At 43.7% G+C, this 13,876-nt stretch carries 14 protein-coding genes; all 14 read left to right on the top strand.

Annotated elements, in window-relative coordinates:
- Positions 1 to 326 precede the first annotated feature (326 nt).
- Complete coding sequence (locus AC15IQ_RS05990) at positions 327 to 533, top strand: hypothetical protein (protein WP_483177843.1); 207 nt, start codon at positions 327 to 329, stop codon at positions 531 to 533.
- Positions 534 to 855: 322 nt separating this feature from the next.
- Positions 856 to 984, top strand: coding sequence for a hypothetical protein (locus tag AC15IQ_RS05985; RefSeq protein ID WP_483177842.1), 129 nt, complete (start codon positions 856 to 858; stop codon positions 982 to 984).
- Positions 985 to 1,285: 301 nt separating this feature from the next.
- Positions 1,286 to 1,501: a hypothetical protein gene (locus AC15IQ_RS05980; protein ID WP_483177840.1), complete on the top strand. Its 216-nt coding sequence runs from the start codon at positions 1,286 to 1,288 to the stop codon at positions 1,499 to 1,501.
- A gap of 444 nt (positions 1,502 to 1,945) precedes the next feature.
- A complete protein-coding gene (locus AC15IQ_RS05975) occupies positions 1,946 to 2,155 on the top strand; it encodes a GIY-YIG domain-containing protein (protein ID WP_483177838.1) in 210 nt (69 codons plus the stop codon).
- A gap of 11 nt (positions 2,156 to 2,166) precedes the next feature.
- Positions 2,167 to 2,637 carry a GIY-YIG domain-containing protein gene (locus AC15IQ_RS05970; RefSeq protein ID WP_483178607.1) on the top strand — a complete coding sequence of 157 codons (471 nt, stop codon included), beginning with the start codon at positions 2,167 to 2,169 and terminating at the stop codon, positions 2,635 to 2,637.
- A 12-nt stretch (positions 2,638 to 2,649) separates the two neighbouring features.
- Positions 2,650 to 3,375: a peroxide stress protein YaaA gene (yaaA, locus tag AC15IQ_RS05965; protein WP_483177836.1), complete on the top strand. Its 726-nt coding sequence runs from the start codon at positions 2,650 to 2,652 to the stop codon at positions 3,373 to 3,375.
- 75 nt (positions 3,376 to 3,450) lie between these two features.
- Complete coding sequence (locus AC15IQ_RS05960) at positions 3,451 to 3,759, top strand: hypothetical protein (RefSeq protein WP_483177835.1); 309 nt, start codon at positions 3,451 to 3,453, stop codon at positions 3,757 to 3,759.
- 413 nt (positions 3,760 to 4,172) lie between these two features.
- Complete coding sequence (locus AC15IQ_RS05955) at positions 4,173 to 4,301, top strand: hypothetical protein (RefSeq protein WP_483177834.1); 129 nt, start codon at positions 4,173 to 4,175, stop codon at positions 4,299 to 4,301.
- A 149-nt stretch (positions 4,302 to 4,450) separates the two neighbouring features.
- Positions 4,451 to 4,828 (top strand): hypothetical protein, encoded by a 378-nt coding sequence (locus AC15IQ_RS05950; protein WP_483177832.1) that lies wholly within the window; start codon positions 4,451 to 4,453, stop codon positions 4,826 to 4,828.
- A 77-nt stretch (positions 4,829 to 4,905) separates the two neighbouring features.
- A complete protein-coding gene (locus AC15IQ_RS05945) occupies positions 4,906 to 5,556 on the top strand; it encodes a vWA domain-containing protein (RefSeq protein WP_483177830.1) in 651 nt (216 codons plus the stop codon).
- 541 nt (positions 5,557 to 6,097) lie between these two features.
- Positions 6,098 to 7,741 carry a dynamin family protein gene (locus tag AC15IQ_RS05940; protein ID WP_483177829.1) on the top strand — a complete coding sequence of 548 codons (1,644 nt, stop codon included), beginning with the start codon at positions 6,098 to 6,100 and terminating at the stop codon, positions 7,739 to 7,741.
- A 35-nt stretch (positions 7,742 to 7,776) separates the two neighbouring features.
- Entirely contained in the window at positions 7,777 to 10,002 is a 2,226-nt protein-coding gene (locus tag AC15IQ_RS05935; RefSeq protein ID WP_483177827.1) for a dynamin family protein, read from the top strand.
- Positions 10,003 to 11,247, top strand: coding sequence for a dynamin family protein (locus AC15IQ_RS05930; RefSeq protein WP_483177825.1), 1,245 nt, complete (start codon positions 10,003 to 10,005; stop codon positions 11,245 to 11,247).
- A gap of 8 nt (positions 11,248 to 11,255) precedes the next feature.
- A complete protein-coding gene (locus AC15IQ_RS05925) occupies positions 11,256 to 13,820 on the top strand; it encodes a tetratricopeptide repeat protein (protein ID WP_483177823.1) in 2,565 nt (854 codons plus the stop codon).
- Positions 13,821 to 13,876 lie beyond the last annotated feature (56 nt).

Here is a 13,876-nt window from a genome sequence, read left to right as displayed (position 1 = left end):
TGTTGACAGATGGGGACGGTCCTTTTTTGTCACCCAAAGATTGATTTCAATCGACCAAGGCAGTCATCCGCCCGGCAGGATCATCCTTTTACTGTGAGGTAGAGAGGAACAAGCCTAGATTTGATGGACCAAGCAGGCATACACCTGGAGGGATCATCCTTATGTTGTGAGGTGGAAAACAAAGCCTAGACTTGATGGACCAGGCAGGCATCCCTCTGAAAGGTCTATTCCGCAAGAAGGACCCGCTCAGATTGCCTGAGCAGTTGGTAGTTTGAATGATAATAAATGAGCCAAAGTGGAAAAACAAATAGACAGGGGGCTTTAGTATGAATAAGGATTTTTACGGACTATCTGAAAAGTATGAAATATACCCTGGTATGAGCGAGAGCGAGGTTGAAGAAGTGGTCGGCAAGCCTCTTTCGGTAAAAAAACTGCTGTTTAATAATGTAGAGCTCAATCAATGGCATTATAAAGAAGACAATAAGGAATATTATTTATATTTTAATGACGGAATCCTCTGTGTATTGGGATAAGCGCTTATTTAGAACCAAAATTATGGACAGACGGGGACGGCCCCATCGATTACCCTGAGTTGCGCGAATCCATTATCATCATCCCTGGCCGGGGTCTACGTGGTAAGCAGACAGGGTAAAGGGGTTCTGGTTGTGCCTTTCTTCCTAATACTGCGAATACTCGCCAGCTGAAACATATTCAATTGATTATCTCCGGCATTTCTTTCTCATGCTTCTCTGCTTTCTTTTCGAACCCCTCAATTGTAAGCAAATCTTCCTCCGCCTTCAGCCGATTAGCCACCGACCTTCATACTATAAATTTATTGGTGCGCGTCGGCACGAGTTGAATTATCTGGTGTTCGTCTGCAATGTGGACAACTTCCCCCTGGCTTTGGAGGAGGATATTCAGCGCGATGTAGCTCTGCTCTATATCGCTATAACCCGGGCGGTGGAGCGGCTGTACCTTACCTAAAGCGGTAAGTCCTTGTTTACCGAATATTTTGAAGGGGTTGAAAACGCTCGGTCAGTCAAAGGTGGGCAGGGCATAAGTTAGGGTGAGTCAAAAGAACCATCGACCATCCCCCTGACTCATAACCGGGGCGAGGTCGAGTGCGAGGGGCGGGGGAGGCTGTGGCGGACAAAATATAATCGGTGACAATATAATGTCTTGATCAGCGATTATATTGTTTCTATTAACCTGCGGCGCAAAAAGCGAACCAACCGGTCGGTGGTAAAATAACGAAATGCGTTAACAAATTAATATGGAGGATCTTATGGACTACGTTTTTCCGTTTGGGCGGCCATTAAAGAGGCTGGTACAAGCAGACAGGTCGCCTAAGAAAGTCTTTGTTTTAGGAGTTTACGCCAGCGCAGTACACGCCAGGTGGGTCGGACCCGATAATAGAATCAAGGTTAGGGCCTTGGCAGTCGCCAGTGAGCCGTACATATTCTGGAGGGGCGAGGGAGCTGCTGACATCATCATCACATAACTTGCCCAACCGATTAAAAAATAAGGCAATCCTTGAGATAGGAGCATCGTGAAGGAACAATATAGTGGCATTCTTAACATAGGTTGCCACTATTTCTCGTTTAGTCTCCGCAGATGTGTTGAACACCAATTTTCCTTTTTGCCGATTTATAAAGGTTAAAACATCCAATCTGTCCTTCCTTGAATAGAGGGAGCGTGAACCAGTCATCTTGTTTCACCTCTTTCAACATGGGGTCGGTCCTTTTACTACTCGAGCGTAGTAATAAACAAAATCTTTCGACAAAAAATCCCCCGTGCAGAATATAAAACTCCTCCATAATGGGATTAGAGAAGCTTTTAGTAACTGTATTCATATGTATTAACTAGAACACTTGTTAATCTATCCTTTATTTCTCCGGTCTGCTAGTATGCAAAAAAAGGGTTGCGTGTGAGGGAGAGGTCCGCAATGAATAGAGCTTTAAACCTTGAATGTTTCTATAGCATATTAGAGGAATTGAAAAGCAGGACCGGATTTAGAAAGCTGCTTGAATGTGATGGCAAAATGGATTGGCCCCGCCGAGGAGTGTACTTCTTTTTTGAATCCGGAGAAACCAGGGCGGGTAGCGATAGGTTGAGGGTTGTAAGGGTTGGAACCCATGGTCTGAAGCAGGGTTAAAACACCACACTCTGGAACGGCTGCGCCAGCACCGGGGGAATATCAATGGTAAAGCGGCTGGTGGCGGCAACCACCGGGGTTCAATTTTTCGTCTGCATGTTGGCACAGCGATTATGAACAGACAGGGAATTGATATTCCCACCTGGGGCAGGGGCAGTTCCGCCAGCCAGAGCATAAGACAGGGGGAAATCCGCCTAGAATGTCTCGTCAGCCAAACCATCGGGCACATGCCATTACTGTATATGGAGGTGGATGACCCTACTGGGCCGGACAGCTTGAGGGGATATATAGAACACAATGCTATTGGGTTATTGAGCAACTATCAAAGACCACCGATAGATAGGCCGTCACTTCAGTGGTTGGGTAAACACTGTGCACACCCTTATGTTCAGAATTCGGGGTTGTGGAATGTAGATCATGTTACTGCCAGTGATGATCCGGCGTTTCTTAGGGTTCTGAAAAGCCTGGTTGATAAAATGTAAGGGGGGATTTTCATGAGATTTGCGGCGGATACATTAATGTTATTCCCATGCTGTGCTCGCAAGAAGAGCGGAGGAAGTAGCTGGAATGGAAGTACTCCGTCAATAGCCGGTGAAATAGCAAACGATACTCACAAAAGACTACTGACAGCTCAAAACGAACTCTTGACAACGGTGAAAACCAAGACTTCATTTACTAGCGGGGAATATGCCAAGAATAAGGACATAGCCAGCGGCCCTGATTTTGGCGGTGAAACAGTTGGCAGGTATATGCCCGCTGTTGACCGCTACACAGGTACCTTGTATACTGCTGACAAAAACCTGGCAGCCCACATAAGGAAAGCCTGCCACGACCCGAATGGCCCCCGACTGCTGATTGTCTCTGCATTATACGGCTTATTGCACCCCTTGGAGCTGATCCAAGACTATAACCTTCAAATGTCCGATTCGCCGGCCAAAAGTATTTGGACTAGAAACCTGCCTGGCATTTTAAAGGATTATATTGAACGGAACGCCATTAAACGAGTGGTGATGTATTTTGGGGGATCGACACCATATTTGACAATAGCCCGTAATACAGTAGAACCTCTATATGAGAAGGGTACCATTGAGCAGATGCTGCGCTATGATATTAAAGGAGGCTCTACTTACCACACCCCCCATAACCACGGATTATTGCTATCTCAGGACCTCACCAGGCAGAACCCTGGCGGTTTTACGAAGCAGTATTCATTAATATAGAAGCAGAGGCTAAAGTCGAGGGACTGTTGGCCTCGAGGCATGGCAGGGTGCCATTCATATGGGAAGGAGAATACGATGGAACTCTTAGAAAAACAGTTTAATGCAGAGATGTTGAATATCTACCACACCGCAAAGAAGGAACTAGGATACAATGCTTCACGGTTTTTGCAGATGTTGTCGCGCGAGGGAGGGCTGAAGACGGCGAAGAAACTCATATCCAAAGACGGGGGAACTTATGGATTCGAGGTTTTGTGGGAACATGGACGGTTGGATCTGTCGGTAGAGGCTCATGTTCTACAGGAAAAATATGCTTCCTTGTTTACTGACGAAGAGCGGGAAATATGCAGGCAGCGTCTTGCTGATTTCGGATTAACAGTGTCTTAAAAAAGAATTAATAGTTGTAGCGATTAGATATATCCGTATGTTGATGCGTTACATCGGACGGGTGACAGCTTTTTGTCACCTGTTTGCTTTATTATATGGAAAAAGTTGAGTCATCACATTGGCGAGGTTAACTCCCATGAGGCCTTGCGATCAGCGCCGAAATCTCTATTTTATAAATCAATTTCAATACACTTTCAGACCAGCTCTCCCCACCGAAATGTTTAGAAATAAAGACCTGAAATCGAGATAGGGCCAAAAATATTTGGACTAGTAACATGCCTGGTATATTGCGGAGATGGTGAAGAACTTACACGGCACCCTGGAAGAGAAGAAGGGGCTGCCCTTTACCCCAAACATAAGCATTAAGGAACAACGATGTAAAAAGTAGGGATTATTTAGAGGAAATTGCTGGAATGGAAAGAAAATATTTAGATAAACCACAATTTATTTACTACGCAGCCTCTGGGTCCAATATTGAAAAGCGAGCCTGGGACACTTTGCTTGATGCCAGTCCAAAAATGATCGGGGGTGGTGGTGACTGAACGAAAAACTCTATTCTGCCATCCAAAAATATATAGATGAAAATTATGAGGCAATACATCTTTTAGGTCATATTTACAGGGACTTTGAAACTGACGAATTCCAATTGGGCGAAATAACACATGCTTTTGTTATAAAGTCCGCAGCAGCCATGATAAAAAGGAACCTCAGCGATGTTATAGACCAGCTTGAGGAGTCTTTCTCGCAGATGCTGCTTAGGTTGATCGATGAAAAAGGCCTGACAGACGTTGAAACCTATAAAAGGGCCGATATCGACCGCAAGCTGTTTTCAAAAATCCGCAGCAGAAGCGATTACAGCCCCAGCAAGGCGACCGCCATAGCGTTTGCCATAGCACTTAGATTAAATCTGGATGAAACACTCGATCTGCTCGGCAGAGCCGGCTACACTCTATCTCACAGCAGTATATCCGATTTGGTCATTGAGTACTTTATTTTGGAAGGCAATTATAACATCCAAGAACTAAACGAGGCTTTATCTGAGTTCAAGCAGAATCCACTCGGTGCTTAATTGTCGCTTTGCAGGCGACCCAGTCGACTCATCAAATTGTTATGCTCTAATTAACAAATTAAAGGAGGATAACAAAAATGAGGACTGAACTGGTATTTATCCTTGACAAAAGCGGGTCAATGTCCGGCTTGGAAAGCGACACCATTGGCGGTTACAATGCCTTGCTGAAAAAACAGCAGCAAGAACCGGGCGAAGCAGTGGTCACCACAATACTGTTCGACGATGGTTACGAAGTGCTGCACAATCGGGTCGATATCAAAAACATCCGCCCCATTACTGACAAAGAATATGTTATTGGCGGCTGCACCGCCCTGCTGGATGCAGTCGGCAAGACCATTAACATGATCAGCGCCGCGCAGCGGAAGAGCAGCACCAAAGAACGGGCTGATAAAGTGATGGTTGTCATAACCACTGACGGCATGGAAAATGCTAGCCGGGAGTACAGCTACAGGAAGATCAAGAAAATGGTCGAACAGCAGCAGCGGGAATACGGCTGGGAATTTATTTTTCTCGGTGCCAACATCGACGCGATCTCTACCGCGGCCAGATTTGGGATAGGAGCTGCCCGGGCCGCCAACTACCATGCCGACTGTCAGGGCACCTTACTGAATTACGAGGTGGTCAGTAATGCGGTCAGCGCTTGGCGAGCCAACCTAGACCTCGACCCTGCTTGGAAAGCAGATATCGAGGCGGACTTTGAAGGCCGGGACAAAAGGAATAGAGGATAGGGACTGTACATGTTGGTACTGCTGGCTTGACGCCAGACCGGAGATCGCCGGGATTAGTTTGCGCTGGGGGATTTATGTAAACCGATATAATTGGAACCTGATGGTAAATGAAGGAATATTGTCGATAGTGGGGAATTTTGTAAATAAAGGTATTGCTGGACAAACAATAGATGGTAAACTCCTGAGCACTCAGGTTTTAACGAAGGGATGAAAGGCAGACACAGGTTAAAGTAACAGTAGAAATAGGTGAGGGGGAGATTGGCATGGGGGATACAAGCGAGAGTTTAAGGGCGGAATCCACCTGTAGACTCCGAGAGCTGCTCAACAGAGCCGAAAAGAAGGATATTGATGACCGAATTGATTAGAAAAACAAGCATGCCCGTTTGCTGGACAGAGAGACAAGATGGTCAAGTCCCAGACTTTATCAGCAAACATTAGGATTAGGCTAGCAGGTCGCTCAAAGGAAATCAACGTAAATAGATTTAAATTAAGAGTGAAGCAGGTTAACAAACTAAAGATTCAGAAAGGGAAAGAGAGATAAATGATTGATAAAGACGGGTATATCAATAATCTAGCGCAAACCAATGAGATTTTAAAAAGGTATTCATTAGAAAAATTAACCAATGAAGCGACTGCGATTAATATGGAATTAGTGGGTTTTAAGGTTAAGGTTTTGTTTGTCGGCGGGTTTAGCGCGGGTAAGTCAGCGTTGATAAACTCCTTACTGAATAGAGATTTGCTTGAGGAAGATTTGCGACCTGAAACGGCGATCGCAACTGAACTGGTATACGGAGAAGACGAACATGTCATGTTGACCAGCAAAAATAATATGGAGTCCAGCTGTGGGCTGAGCGAAATAGCTAATTACTCTGTAGAAGATTATTTAAAGTATCGTTACTTCATCAATAGTTCAGTTTTAAAGGAACTATGGGACTATATTATTGTCGATATGCCCGGATTCGATTCCGGAGTAGAGCAGCATAATAAAGCCTTAATGCAATATATAGATCAAGGCGTGGCCTATCTCTTCGTGATAGACTGCGAAAAGGGGGCTATCTCCCAAAGCGCTCTGAATTTTTTAGGTGAAATAAACAAATACAGCGAGAATATCAGTTTCCTGCTGAATAAATGTGATAAACGCATTCCTTCGGATGTTGAAAACATCAAAAGTAAGGTAACCGAGGATGTTAAAAGGGTCTTAGGTTATAGCCCTATGATCACACCCATTTCAAAACATGATGAAAACATTGAGGATTTCCTCCTTTCAAACATAAAGTCCTTTAACCCGCAGATCCTCATGGAGAAGAAGTTTAAGGACAGGATGATCTTTTTGATCGAAAACGCCGCGGGTGCTTTAGATACCATCAAACACTCTCTTGATTTTGATGCTCACGAACTTGATATAGCTATTAGTAAAAGAGAGAAAGCCAGGGTTTCCTTATTAGACAGCATGAGAGTTGAGAAGTCCAAATTACATAATAGGATGCAAACAACTGTAAAGAGCAGCATTCTTGCAGATATGCAGCAGGTTCTGATTTCTAACGCGGCAACGCTGACCTCAAGCGCCCAAGCTGGTGGTCAAGCCTTCAGTCAGTCGGTGAACAACCTTATTCGTCCGGTGTTACTTAGTTCGACTGAGAAGAATATTGAACTTAGCTTCAATGAGTTCGTAGGGAATCTAAAAATCGAACAAATAGATGGGATCGATGCAGGAGTGCTTGCTAATAAAGCCTCTATCGTAATGACTAAGTTAAGAGATATCTCTTCCAAAGCAGGAAACTACAACGGCCTGTACAAGAGTGTCTTGACGGCTTTAGCCATAACAACCACTGCTGTTGCGCCGTGGCTGGAGTTATTAATTATCTTTTTACCCGATATACTGCAGTTATTGACCGGTATGAATCAGTCCCATCAACTAAAATCACTGCAGAGTAAGATCGTTAACGAGGTTGTCCCCAACATGCTAGCCAAGCTTGAACCCGAGATCAAGAAATCCTTGCTGGAAGTGGAACAACAAATGCTCCTTCAGATCGAAATGCATTTTAATGGGCTGATTGATATGGAAATAGCCGCACTGGATGAACTTAAGAGCCAAAAAACGGCAGAGCTGTTTAATCTGCAACAGTATCATGAAGAGATCGATCAAGATCTGGCCAAATTACAAGCGATGGCCGCCGCACTCTAAGCATTAAACCTGTTACTAACTGAAAGGAAATTTTCATGAAGGCGCAAGCGAGTAACGACTTTCTCCAACTGATCGATAAGATCTCTGACCAGCTCAACCCTGATGAGCAGCTGATTAACCCTGAATACATTCTAAAGTTTCAAAACCGATATGACCTGGTTAAAGAAAATCTGGAGTCTATCCTCAATACCGATCGGACCCTGAGAATCGGCATAGTAGGGGAGGTAAAAGTCGGTAAATCAAGCTTCCTAAATGGGCTGGTTTTCAAGGGCAAAGATATCCTGCCACAAGCAGCCACACCGATGACTGCCGCCTTGACCAAGTTGGTTTATTCACCTCAGCAATCTGCCAGGGTGGTATTTTATACGGATTACGATTGGAAGCAAGTAGAATTTCTATCTGGTAAATATGACGAAGAATATCTGAGGATTTATCAAGAACGGCATCTGATCCAAGGGTCTGCAGATTTTTATGGATATATCGATGAAGAGGCTGAGCGGTTTTCCATCGAAGAAGGGATCGCCTCAGAGTATAAGGTGTGTAAAGAACTCACCACCATGGTGCAAGAACGAAGCTTACCCATCGGTGAGCTGCTCAATACTGAGGCTGCCATCTCCATATCTAACGTTGAAAAGGATCTGGAACAGTATGTTGGCGCTTCAGGCCGATTCACACCTATAGTTAAATACATTGAACTCGGATTGAATAATGCTCTGCTCAAGGATATGGAGATCATCGATACCCCGGGTTTAAATGACCCCATCTTATCGCGCAGTGTTACCACCAAAAAGTTCTTGATGAAATGTGACTTAGTTTTTTTGCTGAGTTACTCCGGTCAATTTCTAAACAGCGAGGATATCAGTTTTATCACCAACACTCTGCCCAGTGAAGGGATCCAGAATATCTATTTGATCGGCAGCAAATTTGACTCGGCCTTATTGGATTTTCCTGCCAAAAGAGGTCAAACCGTGGCTTTTGCTTCCGCTTTAAGAGCCACCCAAAATACGCTGAATGCACAAGCCCAGACCAACATACAAAAATGCTTGGAACTCAGCTCCTTTGGCAACTCACAGGTACTAACCAAGTTAAATGATTCATTACCGCCTTTTTATATCTCTGCGTTGATATATAGCGCAGCGAGAAAATTATCCGCTAAGCTGCCTTTATCAGAATATGAAAACCATATCCTGAATAGTCTGCGCAAAAGGTTCAGTAACTTTGACCCCACGCCGGAGCTGCTGTTTGAATTTTCTAACCTGGAACGGGTCAAAGCAAAGACTTTTAGCACAATCTTAGCGGACAAGCAGAAAATCCTGGAGGATAAGAGCAAGCGCACCATCATGACGGAGCGCAGCAATTTTCTAACTCTTTTAGAAGATATCAATATCCAGGCGACACGTAATCTGACCGATCTGCATTGCTATGACAAAGGAAAGTTAGAAGAGAAGCTCAACATCTTAAACGCTAAACTCAATTCAATGCGCCAACAGATCAAAACCATCTTTGAGATCACCGCCGTCGAATCGCAGAAGTATATCAATGATATTTCTGCCGATGTCAGGTGCGTTGTCAAAAACTATACCGATGTACAAACCGGGAAAGAACATAAAACCAATCATGGCTCCTATCAGGAAGGCTGGTGGATCTTTAAAAGCACCAAACATTATACCGAAACGGTGACTGTCCATACCGCCAGCGTCCATGATGTTATGGCCAATATTCGTGAATACATCAACAAAGCACAGCAGATCATCAACAGCGACCTGGGAAAGGCCATCAATATCAGCGGTGTTCAGAAAAAGGTCAAGGACAGCGTATTACAAGCCTTCGATCTTAGTAATACCAGCTTTGATGAAAATGATATTTTAGCACCCTTAGAATTGGTGCTTCAAAAATTGGTTTTGCCCAAGATCGCCATTGACGCAGAGATCTATAATGAAATGCTTTTGCGAACCTTTTCTTCAGCCTATGTTCAAGGCGATCAGATCCATGAATTGATGCTCAAACAAGAAGAAGTCCTGCAAAAGGTGACTAAAGATATCTGCGCTAAACTGCAAAGGACCGGGGAAGAGATCGAGAGTATTTTGAAGGAACAAGCCGCGACCTTTGTGGATAGCGTCAATGACCATCTCTCTGCCAATATTCGGGCTCTTCAGGATCATTTGCAGGACAAAGAAACCAGCATTGCCAATTATCAAAGGTTTATTGAGGACATCAAGAACCATAAACAACTTTTAAAAGCATATGGAGGAAGGCAGTAAATGGGACTGTGGGATGATGATGATATCGAAGCATTAGAATCGGATTTGGCGCAAGACGCAGGTAATATATATCTCAATGACCCGGCAAAAGGGTTGGAATTAGTGGCCAAACTTCTAAGCGCTGAAAAAGATTATGAAAAGGGCAAGCAAGTTCGTGAACTAGACTACTTATTGGATTACAGCCTGCTCAATGCGGTTCGCAATCTTAATTTGTCCAATGAAGTCAGTCTCAGTATTCAGCTCAATAAGATCAGCGATAAAATCGAGGAATACAAAAAGATCCGTTTGCTAAGCGACAAAACCATTATCGGCATTGGGGGCAAATTCAGCGCGGGCAAGTCAAAATTCATCAATGCGCTCTTAGAGAATGATATTTTACCGGAGGATCAAAAACCGACCACCTCTATCCCTACCTATATCTTAAATTCTGACAGGAGTTCAATGTGTGCTTTTACCTCTAACAACCAGGAAGTGGAATTGGATCTGCAGGCCATGCAGGCGCTGACTCACGAGTTCTATGATAAGTATAAATTGGGGTTTTCCCATTTTGTCAGGAACCTGGTGATCAAGAGTGAGGCCATTGTCCATGACCGAATCGCCATCTTAGATACCCCAGGTTACAGCAAATATGACGCCAACACCAAAAAATCCGTCTCTGACGAACAAAAGGCCTTTGATCAATTGAAGTCCTGCGATTTTTTGATCTGGTTAGTGGACATTGAAAACGGGATCATACAAAACCGGGACATAGATTTTATTAAATCCTTAGGCATCCCCACCCCCATCCTGTTTGTTTTTAATAAAGCTGACAAAAAGATCGAAGCAGACATCAAAAAGATCCTTGAAGAGAGCCGGAAAGTGCTTAAAAAGACCGATCTGAAGGTTTATGCGGTGACGGCATATTCCTCCTTATGGGCTAAAGAGTACCTCGGAAAAGCCTATATTAGCGATTTCTTAGAAACGGCATCAGCTTACTCGGATCGGAAGGAAGATATCGGTCAGCAATTAAATAATATCATCTCTTCGCTCAATACTGTCTTTGACAATATGAACGCAAATGCTATCAATGAGCGTAATTTCCTTGGTAATGTTATCTTCCGCTCTGAGGATATTTTGTCGGTTAAATCTTTAGCGGAATTATACACGGATTGTTTTGATCAGCTTAAGATCATTTACGATTGTCGAAAGAGATTAAATCAGGTGAGCTGGAATATTCGAAATTCTTTCCAAACACTCACCCAATAGGAGAGACTATGGATCGAAGTGAACAAGAAATCACCCTACTGGCCAAGTTATTAGACGATGAAGCCGATAAAAGCTCAGAACTGGAGCGCTTGTTTGATGGGTTATATAAAGAGATCAACAAAGACTTTTCTGACCAACTAGCCCAGAGCTTAGTTCCAAATAAAGCGCGGATCTTGTCCGAAATCAAAAGGATCCTCGATAAGATCGAAATCCTGGTCTTATATTCGGAATTGATCGGGAAAACGGTCATAGGCGTTATGGGATCTGACCCGGCGACTTTTAATGAGGTGCTGGCAAAACTGGTATCTGACGCCGCTTTGAAAAAAATGGCCTTAAACACCAATGTGCCAAGTATTTGCGTACCTTCATCCGCTGATGAGGTGGAAGCACTGAATGTGCTGGAAAAAGAGGTGCAGTTAAACCATACCGAATTTCGCGAGGTGACAAGGCAATTATATAAATATAGAATCGATATCCGCAACCTGGTCAATGCTTTTTCGGTGCCGGCTGAGATCAGCTTAGATGATTGTGTGATTGCCCATTTTCCTGATTACACCCTCAAATTCAAGGATTTTAATACCGCTCTGGAAGAAAAAGTCGACTGCTTCATTGTTTACGCTGCTAAGGATAATATAAGAAGCCTGAAACATTTGCATTACCTACAGAACAGAAGTTTTAAACCGGTCTGGGTAATTCTTGAGGAAAGTTATAAGCCGGAGTTTTTGGCGTCTCATCCGGGATTGCGCGCTAATATCTCCCTTATTACCGCTGAGGAACTGGGCGCAGTCCTAAATTCAATATGTAGGCCCTGTATAAACTATGCCTTTGTTGATGAGATTCGCTTAATATTGCTGGAAATCGATCAGTTTTACCTAGCTTACACCCAGAAATTGAGTAAGCGTTTAGGCAACATCAACGCTGATCTAGTTAAAATCGATCATGATGATACTAATGAGAAAGCCAAAAACATTCGCAACAGCCTCAAGCACACCATCGAAAAGGCCCAGAATAGCTATCTGGAGCTGAAAGCCAAAATGGATGCCTTAGTTAAAAACGCTCTTAATTTGGAGGCTTTTTTTGAAAAGGCCATGAACCCTTCCGCAGACCATGCGCCAAAGGTCAGGGTATACCACGACAATATGAGCGAGGTGTGGAGTAAGCTGGCCTTCAGGCTGATTCAAGCCGAAGATTATCGCCTGGCCAAAGAATATGCAGAAAGATTAAGAGCAATCAACTATCCCTATTACTACATCTTGGATATGCTGATTTACCATGCCAAAAACGAAAGGATTTCTGAGGCAGCTTTAGCAAAACTGCACAACGAAGATGAGAGCCTGCTGTTGGTGCAAAGGGCCAAAATAATCATGGGAGAAACACTGGGCCTTAATGATAATGATTATACTCGCATCGCCTCTAAAATCCGCACACCAACGACCGCCCGGGAATGTTACTATAAAGCGCAAGGGTTAGAGCACAGCAACCTGCAGCAAGCCATCCGCCTCTATTTTCAAGCTTTAGAAATGGAGCATATGCCATCCGGGGAAAGACTTTACGAGCTAAGTAAAGTGAGTCAGGATATAAGTTTAGAAAGTTTAGCCCAAAATATGGTTCCGGTTGCAAACTATGATTTAGGGATGCAAATCAAGGATAAACAATACGCCAAGGCGATAACAAACCTGAAAATGGCTGCCTCCTATGGCTATTTACCCGCCATTAAGGTATTGGCGGAGGAATTTTATGACAAAGTAATGTCTACCTATTATAAGTACTTATCTGAAGAAGAGATGGCAGAAAAATACGATAATGTTATTGAACTATATCAATACATCATCTCCCAAGAACCAGATAATTTAAATGCCACCGAAAAACTGGGGCATTTGTTTTTTAAGCGGGAAGACTATCGTCGCTCCATGGAATATCTTCAAAAGTGCAATTCTCCCTATGCACTCTATCGCTGCGGCAATATGTATCAATACGGCAAAGGGACCGCTCAAGATCTGCAGAAGGCCAAGGAGTATTTTAATAAAGCCCATCAGAAGGGACACCCAAAGGCTAAAGCCCAGTATGACAAGGTTGTTAGTTGGATTGAGAGCAACTCGAGCCGGACCACCTCCTACAGCTCAGAGCGGAGCTATTCATCAAGCTCTTCATATAGTTACAGCGGCTCCTCCAGCAGCAGCAGCTCACGAGGCGGGTTGTGCTTTATCACCACTGCCACTTGTTTGGCTTTAAAGAAAGAGGACGATTGTCCGGAATTGATACTGATGAAAAAATACCGCGACTTTATGAAAGAACGGGACAAAAACGTCAATTTGCTGATTAAAGAGTATTACCGCGTTGCACCATTGATAGTAGAAGCAATTGACACTGAACCCGACAGCGAAAAAATCTATTTGTTCTTGTGGGAAAACTATATAGCAAAAACATACCACTATATCCTGGCAGAAAGATTTACCGAGGCAACATCTACTTATATCAGTATGGTGTTATATTTATGTGATAAGTTTTCTGTTGCGTTGGCAGATGATATTCTGCAAACCATTGGTCATTACCGTAATGACCAGAGAGCCTAAAGGAGTTAACCCGAAACAAGTATTAACCAAAAGCATTTTCCACCTCTTACACTCAT

Source organism: Syntrophomonas sp. DTU019, assembly GCA_913757435.1.
GTDB lineage: Bacteria > Bacillota > Syntrophomonadia > Syntrophomonadales > Syntrophomonadaceae > DTU019.
Note: the sequence above shows the minus strand (reverse complement) of the source record. Positions and strands in the feature narration are given on the sequence as shown.